Origin of the sequence: Flavobacterium olei (assembly GCF_039749035.1) — a bacterium.
GTDB classification, from domain to species: domain Bacteria; phylum Bacteroidota; class Bacteroidia; order Flavobacteriales; family Flavobacteriaceae; genus Flavobacterium; species Flavobacterium olei.
The window spans coordinates 37,978-55,001 of the sequence record NZ_JBDKWC010000008.1 but is presented as its reverse complement, the minus strand read 5'-3'; the positions used below and the strand labels follow the sequence as shown (position 1 = coordinate 55,001).

General features: G+C 36.1%; 10 protein-coding genes and 1 tRNA gene. 7 read left to right on the top strand and 4 right to left on the bottom strand.

Features of this window, described 5'->3' with window-relative positions; all coding sequences use genetic code 11:
• Positions 1–309 precede the first annotated feature (309 nt).
• The 6 genes from recG to pheT all read left to right on the top strand — a co-directional run bounded on the left by recG (position 310) and on the right by pheT (position 11,858).
• Positions 310–2,418, top strand: a complete 2,109-nt coding sequence (gene recG / locus ABEB31_RS19775; RefSeq protein WP_347053389.1) for an ATP-dependent DNA helicase RecG — start codon at positions 310–312, stop codon at positions 2,416–2,418.
• A 411-nt stretch (positions 2,419–2,829) separates the two neighbouring features.
• Positions 2,830–3,888 carry an efflux RND transporter periplasmic adaptor subunit gene (locus ABEB31_RS19770; RefSeq protein WP_347053388.1) on the top strand — a complete coding sequence of 353 codons (1,059 nt, stop codon included), beginning with the start codon at positions 2,830–2,832 and terminating at the stop codon, positions 3,886–3,888.
• A 78-nt stretch (positions 3,889–3,966) separates the two neighbouring features.
• Positions 3,967–7,065: an efflux RND transporter permease subunit gene (locus ABEB31_RS19765; RefSeq protein WP_347053387.1), complete on the top strand. Its 3,099-nt coding sequence runs from the start codon at positions 3,967–3,969 to the stop codon at positions 7,063–7,065.
• 38 nt (positions 7,066–7,103) lie between these two features.
• Complete coding sequence (locus ABEB31_RS19760) at positions 7,104–8,414, top strand: TolC family protein (protein ID WP_347053386.1); 1,311 nt, start codon at positions 7,104–7,106, stop codon at positions 8,412–8,414.
• 27 nt (positions 8,415–8,441) lie between these two features.
• A complete protein-coding gene (locus ABEB31_RS19755; RefSeq protein ID WP_347053385.1) occupies positions 8,442–9,305 on the top strand; it encodes a bestrophin family protein in 864 nt (287 codons plus the stop codon).
• A 132-nt stretch (positions 9,306–9,437) separates the two neighbouring features.
• Positions 9,438–11,858, top strand: coding sequence for a phenylalanine--tRNA ligase subunit beta (gene pheT, locus ABEB31_RS19750; protein ID WP_347053384.1), 2,421 nt, complete (start codon positions 9,438–9,440; stop codon positions 11,856–11,858).
• A 200-nt stretch (positions 11,859–12,058) separates the two neighbouring features.
• On the opposite strand, the gene ABEB31_RS19745 is transcribed toward pheT, so the two are convergent.
• Complete coding sequence (locus ABEB31_RS19745) at positions 12,059–12,571, bottom strand: adenine phosphoribosyltransferase (protein WP_347053383.1); 513 nt, start codon at positions 12,569–12,571, stop codon at positions 12,059–12,061.
• Between the two features lie 110 nt (positions 12,572–12,681).
• On the opposite strand from ABEB31_RS19745, the gene ABEB31_RS19740 reads away from it, so the two are divergent.
• Positions 12,682–12,755 (top strand) — tRNA-Arg (locus ABEB31_RS19740).
• Positions 12,756–13,110: 355 nt separating this feature from the next.
• Here the strand turns inward: ABEB31_RS19740 and ABEB31_RS19735 are convergent.
• The 3 genes from ABEB31_RS19735 to ABEB31_RS19725 are packed head-to-tail and all read right to left on the bottom strand — an operon-like array spanning position 13,111 to position 17,016.
• Complete coding sequence (locus ABEB31_RS19735; RefSeq protein ID WP_347053382.1) at positions 13,111–14,016, bottom strand: carbohydrate kinase family protein; 906 nt, start codon at positions 14,014–14,016, stop codon at positions 13,111–13,113.
• Between the two features lie 24 nt (positions 14,017–14,040).
• Positions 14,041–15,597: a glycoside hydrolase domain-containing protein gene (locus ABEB31_RS19730; RefSeq protein WP_347053381.1), complete on the bottom strand. Its 1,557-nt coding sequence runs from the start codon at positions 15,595–15,597 to the stop codon at positions 14,041–14,043.
• 21 nt (positions 15,598–15,618) lie between these two features.
• Positions 15,619–17,016 carry a DUF4960 domain-containing protein gene (locus ABEB31_RS19725; protein WP_347053380.1) on the bottom strand — a complete coding sequence of 466 codons (1,398 nt, stop codon included), beginning with the start codon at positions 17,014–17,016 and terminating at the stop codon, positions 15,619–15,621.
• Positions 17,017–17,024: the final 8 nt, after the last annotated feature.

Genomic DNA, 17,024 nt, shown 5'->3' with positions numbered 1-17,024 from the left:
GATTTCTAAAATGGTTTGTGTTTCAGACATAACTATATTTTACAAACGTCATAAATTGAAATTTATTGTATGTAAAAATAATTAATACATAAAGTTAAAATCTTACATTATTCTGTTAAAGTATTTCATGCTATCCATTAAATCAAATAAAAATATTAGGTAATAATTAACATTCAAAAACATGAATAAGGTCGAACATTTTCAAATTTCCCAATTAAAATCTATCTTCGCTTTTTAAATTTATTTTCAATTTAAAATTCCAAATCAGTCTTCAAAATATAAAATTGCCAATTAAAAACTTTACAATTAATGTCTGTAAATCTTCTTGAAACTCCTATAGAATACCTGAAAGGTGTTGGCCCAAGTCGTGGTCAGTTGCTTCGGAAGGAATTGGGTATTCATAAATATGGAGATTTGGTTAATTTTTTTCCGAACAGATATATTGACCGGACCCGATATTACAAAATTAATGAACTACAGAATACAGGTTCTGAAGTTCAAATCATTGGAAAAATTATTCATATCAAGACGGTTGAATTTGCAAAGAATAAAAAGCGTCTTGTTGCCTCTTTTGTAGATGAAACCGGGCAAATTGAACTGAACTGGTTTCAGGGTCAGAAATGGATTCGCGAAAGTTTAAAATTAAATGAGCCAATCGTAATTTTTGGAAAATGTTCCCTTTACGGAAGCCAGTTCAGCATGGCTCATCCAGAAATTGAATTACTTAGCGAGCACGAAAAAAGTCTCAGATCGGCAATGCAGCCCGTTTATCCTTCAACGGAAGCACTTTCTAATAAAGGCATTTCCAACCGCACTATTAATAAGCTGATGGAGCAGCTTTTTTTGGAAACTCAGGCTTTATTTACAGAAACTTTTCCGCCATTTTTAATTGAAGAATTAAAACTCATTCCCAAACGTGCGGCTTTATTTAATATTCATTTCCCTAAAAGTGCTGATATTTTAGCAAAGGCACAATTCAGATTAAAATTTGAAGAATTGTTTTTTATTCAACTTCAGTTAATAACCAAAAATTTAATTCGGAAGCACAAAATTAAAGGGCATCCGTTTACAAAAGTGGGTGAACTTTTTAATGATTTTTACCAGAATCATTTGCCTTTCGATTTAACAAATGCACAAAAAAGAGTAGTCAAAGAAATTAGGACAGACATGGGAAGTAATGCCCAGATGAATCGTCTGCTCCAGGGAGACGTGGGCTCCGGAAAAACGATTGTTGCTTTTATGAGTATTCTTTTGGCGATTGACAATGGTTTTCAGGCTTGTTTGATGGCCCCGACAGAAATTTTGGCCAATCAGCATTTTATTGGTTTATCTGAATTTGCCGCAACTTTAAATATCAATATTAAAATTTTAACAGGTTCAACCAAAACTTCTCAGCGTAAAATTATTCATGAAGAACTGGAAAGCGGCGAACTTAAAATTTTAATTGGTACACACGCTTTATTAGAAGATAAAGTACAATTTCAAAATTTAGGCTTAGCGGTAATCGATGAACAGCATCGTTTTGGTGTGGAGCAACGATCAAAATTATGGAAGAAAAACGATATTCCGCCCCATGTTTTGGTCATGACCGCCACTCCTATTCCGAGGACTTTGGCGATGAGTTTGTACGGAGATCTGGATATTTCTGTAATTGATGAATTGCCTCCGGGAAGAAAACCGATCCAGACCGTACATCGTTTTGATACCAATCGTTTGAAGGTCTGGAAATTTCTTCGTGATGAGATTGCAAAAGGAAGACAGATTTATATTGTGTATCCGCTCATTCAGGAATCGGAAAAAATGGATTATAAGGATTTAATGGATGGTTACGAGAGTATTTCACGTGATTTCCCGCTTCCTCAATATTCGATTTCTATTCTTCATGGAAAAATGAAACCCGCCGACAAAGACGCTGAGATGAAACGTTTTTCTGAAGGAAAAACAAATATTATGGTCGCAACCACCGTAATTGAAGTTGGTGTCAACGTACCAAATGCCAGTGTTATGATTATTGAAAGTGCAGAAAGATTTGGACTTTCTCAGCTGCATCAGCTTCGCGGACGAGTGGGACGTGGAGCCGAACAAAGTTATTGTATTTTAATGACTGGACATAAATTGAGTTCTGACAGTAAAATCAGAATGGAAACAATGGTACAAACCAATGATGGTTTTGAAATTGCCGAGGTCGATTTAAAACTTCGTGGTCCCGGTGATCTTATGGGGACCCAGCAAAGTGGTGTTTTAAACCTTCAAATTGCCGATATTGTGAGAGACAGAGACATTCTTTCACTCGCCAGAAATTATGCAATGAAAATTTTAAAAGAAGACTCTGCTCTTCAAAAACCCGAACATGCTGTATTAAGGTCAATTTTTATCGAATTAACCAAAAAGAAAAACATTTGGAATTATATTAGTTAGAGTTTTTTTTTTGAAGGTTATAAGGTGTGAAGGGACAAAGGAACAAAGGGACAAAGTTGCAAAGGGACACAGACACTAAGACATGAGATATTGATTATTAAGTAATTTTATAATCAGGAACTTGAAACCTGAAACTTGAAACCTGAAACTTCAAACTTGAAAGAAACAAAACTCACCATTATACTTTGGTAATTAACTATTGTAGATGAATGTTTGTTGTGGCAACTTAAGTATTGAATTAGAACAAAATTTAATATTTAATTAAACCTTTTACGTCATTTTAAGTCTAATAAAAACCTTTGTACATACAAGTGTTAAATAAAAGCCAACAGTATTCGATTTGCCAACAAAAAGTTAAATTTGCAGGCTTACCTAAAAAACAAAACCTAATTTCTATTTTACCTCAATTTTATGAAAGTAAAACACCTCATTTACACACTTTTAATTATTTTAGTTGGAGGTTTTATCGCCTACAGGATCGTTTCTAATAAAAGCAAGAATGACGATTCTAAAAAATCAAACGATAAAGATTCTCCCACAACTGTTAACGGACTTGTAATAAAAACAGCGACTTTTGACAATAATTTATCTCTTTCGGGATCTATCGAGGCAAATGAACAAGTTGAAATTCACAGTGAAGTATCAGGAATTGTAGAAGGTATTTTTTTTAATGAAGGTGCTAACGTAACTAAAGGTCAGGTACTTTTTAAAGTAAATGATATTGAATTAAGAGCACAGCTTAGACAGGCATCTACAAAAGAAGGTCTGGCAGCAGAAAATAAAAGAAGGGCAAAATTATTATTAGAAAAAGAAGCCATTAGTCAGGAAGAAGCAGATATTGCAGCAGCCGACTACGCCTCTGCTCAGGCGCAAAGTCAATTAATAAGAGCGCAAATTTCTAAAACTTCCGTACGCGCTCCTTTCTCAGGAAAAATTGGTTTAAGAAATATATCTCCCGGGACTTATATTACTCCTACTGTTCTCGTGGCAAAATTAGTAAATACCGGCAAATTAAAAATCACCTTTTCTATTCCGGAAAAATATGCCTCGCAGGTGAAATCCGGATCTGTAATCGATTTTACAGTCTCGGGTTCAGATAAAACGTATACTGCAAAAATTTATGCTATTGAGCCCGAGGTTGCCGTTGCTACGCGAACGCTTCAAATACGCGCTATTGCAGATAATAACGACGGAAAACTTTTTCCGGGAACGTTTGCAGACATCAAATTACCTTTAAACATTATCAAAGACGCCATTGTAGTACCTTCTCAAGCTATTGTACCTATACAGGACGGAAAAAAAGTATTTGTAGCCAATAATGGTAAGGCAAAAGAAGTAATGGTCGACGCAACAACAAGAACAGATTCTTCTATTTTAATTTTATCGGGATTAAAAGCCGGAGATACTTTAATTACAAGTGGCGTAATGTCTTTAAAGAACGAAGCGCCAATTAAAGTGAAAGTAAAATAATGGTAGATTTTAGATTTCAGATTTCAGACCAAACGTCCGTAATTTAAAATCAAACATCTAAAATCTAAAATCATAGATATGAGTTTATCAACTACAAGTATAAAGAGACCTGTTTTAACCATAGTACTGAATCTGTTAATTATATTATTCGGTTTTATCGGTTATACTTTTTTGGGAGTTAGGGAATTTCCTTCTATCGATCCTGCACAGGTTTCAATCCGCACGAATTATACCGGTGCAAATTCTGATATTATAGAATCGCAAATTACAGAACCTCTGGAGAAAGCTGTAAATGCTATAGACGGAATTCGAAATATTACCTCCTCCAGTAATCAGGGAAGCAGTAATATTACGATAGAATTTAATCTGGACAAAGATCTGGAAGAAGCTGCAAATGATGTGCGTGATAAAGTTTCTCAGGCCATTAGAAATTTACCACAGGATATTGATGCTCCGCCGGTTGTTTCGAAAGCCGATGCGGATAGTGAATCCATTATTTCAATGACGGTTCAAAGTGATACCAGAAGTTCTTTGGAATTAAGTGATTACGCAGAAAATGTTATTTCGCAGCGGTTAGAGACTATTCCGGGAGTAAGTGCCGTGCAGATTTGGGGACAAAAACGTTATGCGATGCGATTATGGATCGATCCTGCAAAACTTGCGGCATATGGCTGTACCGTTGCTGAAGTCCGTACTGCGCTAAATGCTCAGAATGTAGAACTACCGTCTGGAAAACTAACAGGAAACAACACCGAATTAACTGTTAAAACCATCGGGAATTTATCCAGACCCGAAGAATTCAATAATATTATCATCCGCACCGACGGAGATAAAATTGTTCGTCTAAGCGATATTGGCGGCGCAGAATTAGGCCCTGAAAATATAGAAACCGGCTTAACATCTTCTGGTCTCCCGATGATCGGTCTGGCAATTGTTCCAATGCCGGGAGCTAACTATCTGGATATTTCATCAGAGTTTTATAAAAAGTATGAAGCTTTAAAAAATGATCTGCCAAAAGACATTAAACTGAACATCGCTCTTGACAATACCCAATTTGTAAAGAAATCGGTTTTAGAAGTTGTAGAAACTTTAGGTATTTCTATCGTACTGGTAATTATTATCATTTATTTATTTTTCAGGGACTGGGCAATTGCTTTCAGACCTTTAATAGATATTCCTGTATCGTTAATTGCTACCTTTTTTGTAATGTGGCTCTTAGGCTTCTCGATAAATGTATTAACACTTTTGGCTATTGTTCTGGCAACCGGTTTAGTGGTCGATGACGGAATTGTCGTAACCGAAAATATCTTTAAAAAAGTAGAAGAAGGAATGTCGCCAATTGAAGCGGCAATTAAAGGATCTAACGAAATATTTTATGCTGTTATTTCAATCTCAGTAACGTTGGCGTCTGTGTTTTTACCGGTAATTTTCTTAGAAGGTTTCGTCGGGCGTTTGTTTAGGGAGTTTGGTGTCGTAATTGGGGCGGCTGTTTTAATTTCGGCCTTTGTTTCGCTGACTTTAACGCCGATGCTGAATGCCTATTTAATGAAAGGCGGTGAACAGAAAAAATCGAAATTTTATATTAAAACAGAACCATTTTTTGAGAAGATGAACAGCGGATATGCGGAAGCACTTTCTAAATTTATGAATAAAAAATGGATTAGTTTCCCAATTCTAATTGTCTGTTTCGGATTGATTTACCTGTTTTTTACTATTCTGCCTAAAGAGACTGCGCCTTACGATGATCGTAGCTCTGTAACCATGCGTATGACGACTCCGGAAGGTTCTTCTTATGAATATACGAATCGTTTTATGCAGGAAATATCACAATTGGTTGATGATTCTATTCCCGAGAAAAAAGTGAGTCTTGTTATTACAGCACCAGGCTCGGGAGGTTCGGCAGCAAATTCGGGTTTTATCAGGCTTTCTTTAAAAAATCCGGAGGAAAGAGAAAGATCCCAGAAAGAAATTGCAGAAAAATTATCAAAGTGGACAAAAAAATACCCGGATGCTAAAACATCTGTAATTCAGCAACCTACGATTGCGGTAAACCGTCGTGGCGGACTTCCGATTCAATATATTATTCAGGCACCGACATTTGATAAATTGAGAGAAAAGATTCCTTTGTTTATGGATGAAGTGGGCAAAAGCGATGTTTTTTCTATTACCGATGTTAATTTAAAATTCAATAAACCGGAAATTAATGTCACTATTGATCGCGAGAAAGCAGAAAGTTTAGGCATTTCGATTATTGACATTGCGCAGACACTACAGCTTTCGCTAAGCGGACAGCGTTTTGGATATTTCATTAAAAACGGCAAGCAATATCAGGTTATCGGACAATTTGATCAGAAAGACAGATCTAAACCTCTGGATCTTACATCGATGTTTGTAAAAAACAAAAAGGGAGAATTAATTCAGATGGACAACGTTGTAAAGGTTTACGAACAGAGTAATCCGCCGCAATTGTATCATAATAACCGCTATATGTCTGCCACAGTTTCTGCAGGTTTAGCGCCCCGAAAAAGTATTAGTGACGGTATTGAAGAAATGAACCGGATTAAAGCTAAAGTTCTGGACGAAAGTTTTACAACAGATTTAAGTGGAGAATCAAGAGATTTCGTAGAAAGCAGCTCAAATACTTCCTTTGCTTTTGGATTGGCGTTATTGTTGATTTTCCTGATTTTGGCGGCACAATTTGAAAGTTTTATTGACCCGTTTATTATTATTTTAACCGTTCCTATGGCGGTGGCCGGAGCATTATTTTCGTTATGGCTTTTCAACCAGACATGGAATATATTTAGTCAGATTGGAACGGTAATGTTGATTGGACTTGTAACCAAAAACGGTATTTTGATTGTCGAATTTGCCAATCAGTTGCGAGAACAGGGAAAACCAAAATTAGAAGCTATTTTAGAAGCCTCAGAAGCACGTTTACGTCCAATTTTAATGACCAGTTTAGCCATTGCTTTAGGAGCACTTCCGATCGCAATGTCGCTTGGAGCAGCTTCTACCAGTAGAATCGGTATGGGAGTTGTAATCGTAGGAGGAACTATTTTCTCACTGGCTCTGACACTTTTTGTAATTCCTGCAATTTATCTGATGTGGTCTAAAGCCCGAAAACACTATCCGGAGTTTGATCATATCGAAGAATATGAAAGAGAAAGCAATAAATAGAAGTCAAAGATCTGATGTTTGGAAAAGAAAAAAAGAATATGAATATCAAAAAAATATATTACGCTATACTAATTGTAGTCTTTTGCATTTTTGAGACAAAAGCACAGGAAGTTCTTACTATCGAAGATGCCATGAAAATAGCGTTGGAGAATAATTTTGAAATTAAAATAGCAAGAAATAATTCCAAAATTGGAGAAACAAATGTGACAGTCGGGAATGCAGGAATGCTGCCTACTGCCGCTGCAAATGTGGTAGATAATAATGGAATTATGAATTCGTCCCAAACCCGTCAGGACGGAACTACCACCAAATTAGATAACGCCAAAAACAATAGTTTAACGTATGGAGTAAGTTTAGGATGGACTGTTTTTGACGGAATGAAAATGTTCGCCCGACTGGACCAGTTAAAAGAACTGCAAAAACTTGGCGATGCCGAACTCAAAAGAACCATATTGGTTAAAATCGGACAAGTAAATTCTGCGTACTACGATTTGGTACAGCAACAACAACAGCTTGCTGCTTTAGATACAACAATTGTCATTTCAAATCAACGACTGAATTTAGCGAAAAACCGTTTCAGCATTGGAAAAGCTTCAAAATTAGAAGTATTAAATGCGCAAGTTGACCTAAATTCGGATCAGGTTGCTTTATTGAGACAAAAAGAATCGTACTCCAACTCGAAAATTTTACTGAATCAATACTTAGCGCGCGATCCAAAAATCGATTTTAAAGTCACGGACCAGGTTACAGTTGATAATAAATTAGTTTTGGCTGATTTAATGGAATTGGCTCAAAAACAAAACCCTGGCCTAGAAGCACAGGTAATTAATAAACGAATTGCCGAACTTCAGCTGAAACAAATAAAGGCAGACCGCTATCCTATTTTGAGATTAACCTCAGGGTATAATTTTTCTGAAAGTCAGTCGAGCTTAGGTTTTACAAGTGAAACATCTTCTAAAGGATTAAATTATGGTTTTAATGCATCTGTAAACATTTTTGATGGCTTTAATCAGCATCGTAATGAAAAGGTAGCAAAAATCCAGATAGAAAACTCGCAAATTGCTATTGAACAGCAAAATTCGATTCTTAACACACAGTTGAGTACTGCTTTTCAAACCTATTTAACAAATTTAGAGTTGATTGATTTGGAAGAAGATAACGAAGCTATCGCGAGACAAAATCTACAAATCACATTGGATAAATTTAAAATAGGAACCATCACAACTCTCGATTTTAGAACAGCACAATTAAATTATGTAAACGCCAAAGTACGTTACAGCAACGCACAATATGAAGCAAAATTATCTGAAATTGCATTAAAAGAATTAGCGGGAAATATTAATTTTTAATTTAAATTTGTTTTAAAAACAAGTTTAATGATATCCTATAATACCAAAGAATGGTTTACTTTTATTTTTCATTTTCATAAATCAGATACTGTTCGCAAACTGTATTCTATCATGATTGCCATTGCAGTTTACTCTGCCGTTGTCGGATATCTGGAAGTAGAATATTTTAAAATAGGAAAAAACGATTACATTCATAACATTCCTATTATGCACGGAATGCTTGGTTTTGTAATTTCTCTTTTGTTGGTTTTCAGAACTAATACTGCGTACGACAGATGGTGGGAAGGCCGCAAACTTTGGGGCGGACTTGTAAATAACAGCCGAAATTTTGCGATAAAACTTTCGGCAATCTTAAAAGATGAAAATGACCGAAAGTTTTTTAGAAAATATATTCCGATGTATGCCGATATACTTCATAAACATTTAAAAGATGAAGATACCAGCAAACAGCTTTTCGAAGACGTTGACTTAGAAATTGACCATCATAAACACAAACCCAATCAATTAAAGAGAATTATGTATCATAAAATCAATGATTTATATGATGCAAAAAAAATATCCGGAGATCAGCTTATCACTTTAAACAACGAATTGGTGGCCTTTACAGATATTTGTGGTGCATGTGAACGAATTAAGAATACGCCCATTCCCTACTCTTACAGTGCATTTATAAAAAAATTCATTTTCTTTTATACCATGACGCTTCCTTTCGGATATTCGGTGAGTCTTGGGTATTTTGTTGCTCCGGTTGTGGTTTTTATATTTTATGTTCTGGCGAGTTTAGAACTTATTGCAGAGGAAATTGAAGATCCCTTTGGTGATGATGAAAACGATCTTCCAACAAAAAAAATCTCCGAAAACATTAAAAAACATGTAGAAGAGCTGATTTAATTATCTTTAAAAACAGATATACAATCACTTTTAAATCCATAAAAAATGAGCTGGAAAAAACCACTTAATTTTTTCTTACTCCAAGGCGCAATCCTTATATTTGTAACCTTATTCAAGAATTAAATATCTAAAATGAAAATATCTTACAACTGGTTAAAACAATTTATTAAAACAGATTGGACATCTGAGCAGACTTCTGAATTACTAACAGATTTAGGTTTAGAAGTTGAAGTTGTCGAAAAATACGAAGCTATAAAAGGAGGTTTGGCAGGTGTTGTCGTGGGTCACGTTCTGACGTGCGAAAAACATCCCGATGCCGACAGACTAAATGTTACTACTGTTAATATCGGTCTGGAAGCTCCTGTCCAGATTGTCTGTGGCGCGGCAAACGTAGCGGCGGGACAAAAAGTACCAGTTGCAACAATAGGAACTGTTTTATATGATAAAGACGGTGCAGAGTTTACCATTAAAAAAGGAAAGATCCGCGGACAGGAAAGTCACGGAATGATTTGTGCTGAAGACGAATTAGGTTTAGGAACCAGCCATGACGGAATTATGATTCTGGCTGAAGATTTAGTTCCCGGAACTCCTGCATCTGAAGTTTTTCAAATTGCCAATGATGAGGTTTTCGAAATCGGACTGACGCCCAACCGTGCTGATGCAATGAGTCATTACGGTACTGCGCGTGATCTGAGAGCAGGAATGCTGCAGCGTGGCGTTAACGTCGAGTTGATTACTCCTTCGGTAAGCAATTTCAGAGTAGATATGCGTACGCTTAAAATTGATGTAAACGTTGAGGATTCTCATTTAGCGCCAAGATATTGCGGTGTAACCATTTCAGGAATATCTGTACACGAGTCTCCGGGCTGGTTACAGGATCGTTTAAAAGCCATCGGGTTAACTCCGAAAAATAATATTGTTGATGTAACTAATTATGTTTTACACGAATTAGGACAGCCTCTACATGCTTTTGATGCGGCAAAAATCAACGGAAAAGTTATTGTAAAAACTGTTGAAGAAGGAACCAAATTTGTAACCCTTGATGATGTTGAAAGAACTTTAAGCAAAGAAGATTTAATGATTTGCGATGAAAAAGGTCCGCTTTGTATTGCCGGAGTTTTTGGAGGTAAAAAATCGGGAGTTTCAGAAGGAACTACAACTATCTTCTTAGAAAGTGCTTATTTTGATCCGGTTAGCATTCGTAAAACAGCAAAAAGACATCAGTTAAGTACAGATGCTTCTTTTAGATTTGAGAGAGGTATTGATCCAACAATTACAGAATATGCATTAAAACGTGCTGCACTTTTAATTCAGGAAGTTGCGGGCGGTAAAATTACTTCTGATGTTATTGAGGTGTATCCTAAAAAAGTAGAGGACTTTTCTGTTTTATTAAATTTCAGCCATGTATCAAAAATTATTGGTCAGGAAATTTCAAAAGATACGATCAAGAAAATCCTGGTTTCTCTGGACATAAAAGTAAACAGTGTTTCTGATTCTGGTTTAGGTTTAACTATTCCTGCATATCGCGTTGATGTTCAGCGTGAAATTGATGTCATAGAAGAAATTCTGCGAGTTTATGGGTACAACAACATTAATTTCTCTAAGAAATTTAATGCTACTGTTGCCAATTCGCCAAGAACAGAAGATTATAAAGTACAGAATGTAATTGCTTCACAATTGAATTCTCAGGGATTCCATGAAATGATGGCGAACTCATTAACAACAGCTGCTTACGCTAAATTATCCACTTCTTTAAAAGAAGAACATAATGTTTCGATGCTGAATCCTCTGAGCAGTGATTTGGCGACGCTTCGTCAATCTTTATTGTTTTCGGGTCTGGAAGCTGTTTCATATAATATCAACAGAAGAAATTCTGATTTAAAATTATTTGAATTCGGAAAAACATATCATAAATATTTGAACGGGTATGAAGAGCACAAACATCTTTCACTATTAATTTCAGGAAACAGAAATAAGGAAAGCTGGGCAAATCCTCAAAAAACAACAGATTTCTTTTTATTGAAAGGATATGTAAAAGCAATTATTTCCCGTTTGGGAATTGAAAAGATTTCGAATGCACCTGTTCAGTCTGATATTTTTTCTGAAGGAACTGCAATCACTTATAATAATGATATTTTGGTTGAAATGGGGGTTGTTAAAAAACCTATTTTAAAGCATTTCGGAATTAAGCAGGATGTGTATTATGCTGATTTCAACTGGGATTTGGTTTTAAAAATCATTACCGGAAAAATCAAATACACAGAAATACCTAAATATCCCGAAGTTCGCAGAGATTTAGCATTATTGATTGATCAGAATACCACTTACGAAAGCATCTTTAATCTGGCTAAGCAAACCGAAAAATCACTTTTAAAAGACATTAATTTATTTGATGTTTATCAGGGTGATAGATTACCGGAAGGTAAAAAATCGTATGCCCTGAGTTTTACTATTCAGGATAATACTAAAACTTTAACCGACGCTCAAATTGACAAGATTATGTCCAAACTGCAACAGACCTTCGAAACAGAGCTTGGAGCTACTTTGAGATAGTTTTTTGTTATAGTAAGTTTATTTAAGCGCTAAGCCGCTAAAAATTATAATAAAGTCCGCAGAGTTGAAAAACAACTTTGCGGACTTTGCGCTTATAATACAGATGAAAATAATGGGGATTTACGGTTAAATATGAACAGTACACATCAAACAACAGCCAAAATACAGATAACCTAAGTGACTTCTTTTTTGAGTCCGAATTAATAAGTTATAGCCGCAAATACCGGATACTCGTTTATTTTTTCTCTTCCGTTAAGAAAAGTCAGTTCCATGAGGAAATTGCACTGCACTATTTCGCCACCTAATTTCTCTACCAATTCGCAGACTGCTTTTGCTGTTCCGCCTGTTGCCAGAACGTCATCGTGTATTAATACTTTGTCTCCTTTCTTAATTGCATCTGTATGCATTTCAAGACTATCAGAACCATATTCTAAGTCGTAAGAAGCCGAAATTATTTCGTAAGGAAGTTTTTTTGGTTTTCGAACGGGAACAAATCCTGCATTCAACTCCTGGGCCAACAGCATCCCAAAGAAAAAACCACGTGATTCTGCACCGACCACTTTATCAATTTTTTGATCTTTTAAAGAATCAACCAAAATTTTTAAGCAGCTTGTTCTCGCTTCAGGGTCATTTAGCAGAGGAGTAATATCTTTAAATAAAATTCCTTCTTTTGGAAATCCCTGAATATCACGCACATAATTTTCAATCTTCATTTTTTTTAATTTTTATGTTATTTTTTGCTTGTTTATCTCACATTTATGCCTATATTTGCACCCGCTAACAGCAAGTAACAAAATTACAAAAAATTAGCGAAAACAAAAAAGGCCTCGTGGCGCAACTGAATAGCGCATCTGATTACGGCTCAGAAGGTTACTGGTTTGAATCCAGTCGAGGTCACTCTTAAAAAAACGCTAAAACGTAAGTTTTAGCGTTTTTTTTATGCAAAATCCGCATTAAAAGACTTATTACCATAAAAGACAAACCCTCGCATTGCTGCAAGGTTTTGTCTTCAATTCTTTGACGAAAAATCATTGTGTAAACCCGTGGGGACGTTTTCGTCATCAGTATTCTGTCTGGCATTATATAAATCCCCTTTCGTTAAAATAATTTTCTAAATATGTTTTAAATTTTATCCAAGTTAAAATCTTTAATTTTAGATTTCATATAAAAAGACATTAGCATTGTGCTACTAAAAAAATCAATTAGAAGAATTTTGATTTAGATAATTATTGGATGCTAAGTTTCATGAAAATTAAATTTTAACTTTTAATATCATATCTTCAATTACAGAAAGCGAAATTTCCGGGTTGGCTCCCGGCGCTTCAGCAACAAGAGCTCCTACTGCACAGGCAAAATCAATTGAATCCTGTGGATCTTTTGCGTTTAACAATGAAGTAATCAAAGCGGCCAGAAAAGAATCTCCCGCGCCAACTGTATCGGCAACTTTAACTGGATATCCTCCATTTTCGTAAATTTCTCCTTTCCACAATAGCAAAGCTCCGTGTTTTCCTTTGGTCACGCACATTGCTGTTGCTTTAGTCTTTTCTTCAATGAAAGCCATATTTTCTTCAAGGCTTTCAAAAGGAGAATTCATCGCCTTTGCAATTTCAAGTAATTCTTCGTCATTAAATTTAATGAAGTCCGCCGATTGCATAAGCAGATTCAGGCTTTCATAAGAATAATGCGGTTTCCTTAAATTCACATCAAATACTTTGTATACCTCATTTTGAAGCAATTCTTCCAAAGCATTTCTTGAAACATTGTCACGACAAACCAAACTTCCGTATATCAATACATCTGCTGCTGCAACGGTTGTTTTAGCCTGATCATTCAAAACTATTTTATCCCAGGCTGATGGGTAACTGATTTCATACGTTGCCGATCCTCGTTCGTTTAATGTAACGTTAACCAAGCCGGTTGGAAAGTCTTCAGAAATTACAATCGTATCTGTTTCAAGCCCCAAATTGCTTACCTGGCTTTTTATTGCTTTTCCGTCTTCATCATTTCCTACACAGCTAATCATGGCTACCTCGCAACCTAATGTTTTCATGCGCAAAGCAACATTCAATGGAGCTCCGCCAATCTTTTTTTCAGTGGCAAAAACATCCCAAAGTACCTCTCCGTATGCCACCGCCTTAAGGCTTTTTCCGTTATTCATTCTAAAATTATTTTATTATTGTTTTTATTCGGGTTGTGTTACCTGAAGGTTTGAGATTGTGGTCGTTTGTCCTTCAGCGATTAAGCCCCATTTGTTTTTGTCTCTTCCGTAAATGCGGTTGGTCAGCGCAGCTTTTCCGTTGATATAAAATGCCACTACACTGCCCTCTGCTATTATTTCAACATCGTATTTTGTATTTATCTTAAATGGAAATGGCAAACTTGTTACTTCTTGTGACGCCGAATTATAACCGCTTATTTTACCATTGGCAATATCTAAAACTACCTTATAATAGCTTCCTGCATCATTGGTATGAAAAACAAATCCTGTTGTTCCCGAAGCTTTTACTAAAGTAACTTCTGCTTTTATTCTGACTTTTTTTCCATTGCTTTTAAAAGTTACCATTGCTTTTTCTGAATCTCCAGACAAAGAATAAGTTCCGTTATTAGCTGATGCATTGGATGAAACCGCATCAACTTCAGCTCTTGCGTTCTTTTTAGAAAACAAAGCTGCAACCGATTTTAGTGATTGCGTCCCTAAAGTTCCATCTGAATTTTGAGTCAATTCATGGATTACCATATTTCCTGCCCAATCTTTATTACCTAAATCATTCTCAGGCGTCTTTCGGGCATTCCATCCAAAAACATATCTTTTATTTCCGTCAGAAGCTGTTTTTCCTGCATAAAAATATTCTCCGTCAATCCTGTCATTTTCAGGTTTTGTCCAAGGACCATTTAAAGATGAAGCCATTCTGTAGTGTGTTCCTTTATTCCCACTCCAATTTTCAGAAAATAGCAAATACCAGTAATTTCCCATTTTGAAAATATCCGGACATTCCATCATCAAATAATTATCTTCAGGAGTTGTAGTGTAAATCGGAGCCTGAACATCCCATTTTCCAGATGCAGGATCAGCACTTGTAAAATGCAGCAAAACGGCCTTTCTTCCCGGTTCTGTCTGCGTACTTACCAACATCGAATATTTCTTCAATTCGTCATTGTAAAAGACATGCGGATCTCTAAAATCATAATTGTAATAGTTCGCCGGAGCTGTAATTTTAAAAGTCGGCACTTTTTTCCAGTTTTTCAAATCGCTGCTTGTCGCGCATAAAACACTTTCTCTGGCATTTGACTGAACGAAAGCCGGGGTTTCATTGTGTCCTGTATAATAAAAGTAATAAAGGTTGCCAACTTTAACAGCTGATCCTGTGCCTATAGCAAAATCCGGATCTAAACTTGTACCATAAGGAATGGTTTGACCTTCATACGTAAAATGCGCCAGGTCTGCGCTCTGATATTCATGAATATCATGAAATCCCTTTCCTGCCGGCTTATTTTGCGCATCATGCAGAAAGTAAATATGGAATTTTCCGTTGTCGAAAAAAGGCATTATATCTCCCGTATAACCCGCGCTGTAATACGGATCGTTTGCGCCCATCCATTGCGCAGGGGGAACCGGGAAAACATTTGTTATTTCAGAATTCCCTCCTGAAATTGAACCTCCAATATAATTTTCATCCTGACTGCATGAAATCAGTGAAAAGAAAATCGAGGCAATTGTGATTATATATCTATATTTCATTTTGATTGAATTCTAAGTGGATTATTTTGCCGCTAGATAATTGATACTGTTTTGCGTCAGCAGTTTGATATTTGTAATAAATTCATTTGCCTGACTCGGTACCCCGCTGCTGTTGGTTTCATTGTACAAATCGTAAGCTCCCATCGAGATTACAATAACATTTTTATTGGTACTTGTATTTGGAAATTCAGCAATCGCAACCCTTCCGTCCAAAGCGTTATCCCAAGCTTCACTTGCCAGATTGGTTCCTCCGGTCTGATTTCTCCACCCTTCTCCATTATTGTACCCGCCCCATTCCGGTAAAAACCACCATGCGGTATGATTTAGTCTGAAAGTTCCGCTTTGCAATAAATTGGCCTTTCCTGTTTCGAAAGTCGCTAATCCCTGAAATATTGGATGGCTTTCATGCCCCACAAATGACATTCCCCATGAATTTCCGTCTACAAATCCATTTGGAGGAAAATCACCAAAAACATTATTAGGCCCTTTTCCTGACGGAACAATTCCTAAAGCATCAACATACTGCGAAGCGAAAGAAGTCAAAAGCAGATTTCCTCCATTTGTTCTGAAATTTTTCAATGCATTAGTAACGGCGGGATTATAAGCGACAGAAGGCAAATTTATCGCCGAATCAAAATGCCACCAAATCACATTGATACCACTTAAATCAGCACCGTTTTGAATACTTTCAAAAGAAATATATTTAGCTCCCGGGAAATTATCGAACAACCAGTTTGCAGCCGTTATTTCATCCATATTTGTAATTCCGGATCTTGTTGCAGCAGTTCCCAAAAATGCAACAGTTAGTCCTGTTACCGGAACTCCGACATTTGCTGTATAATTAACGCTTTTCCCACTTGATGTTATTACAAAAGTGACTGCATTTGTAAAGTCGATTGTTGTACCTGAAGCAGGCGAAACAGAAACTCCGGCTGTTGTTTCTATAATTGGTTTAAGGGACTTTAAATCCGTATTTTCAGGAAGCGTCATATTAATTGTTTTGCTAATGTCGTTTACCGTTGCTGCAACACCATTAATTGTAAAACTCTTAATGGGACTTAAAACTGTAGTTGTTACCGTATAATCTTTGTATAGATTCCCATTCATAACTCTGAATTTTACCGGATTTGTAAAATTCATTGCCATATTCAATTCAGGATTTGATGTTGCCCCTTCTTCAAAAGCAACTTCGGGTTTTATAGCTGTAATATCTGATCCGTACGGCATCACTACTGTAATTTTTCCTGTCGCCTGATCAATATTTCCTGAAACTCCGTTTAGTTTGAATGAAAGTACGTTTGAAGGCGAACTCACATCAAACCCGCCATTTTCAAAACTATTTTCGCAGGCAGTAATCATAAAAATCGTTACCAATACTATAGACACTTTGTTCCAATATTTATTTAAAGCTTTTTTCATATTGCTGA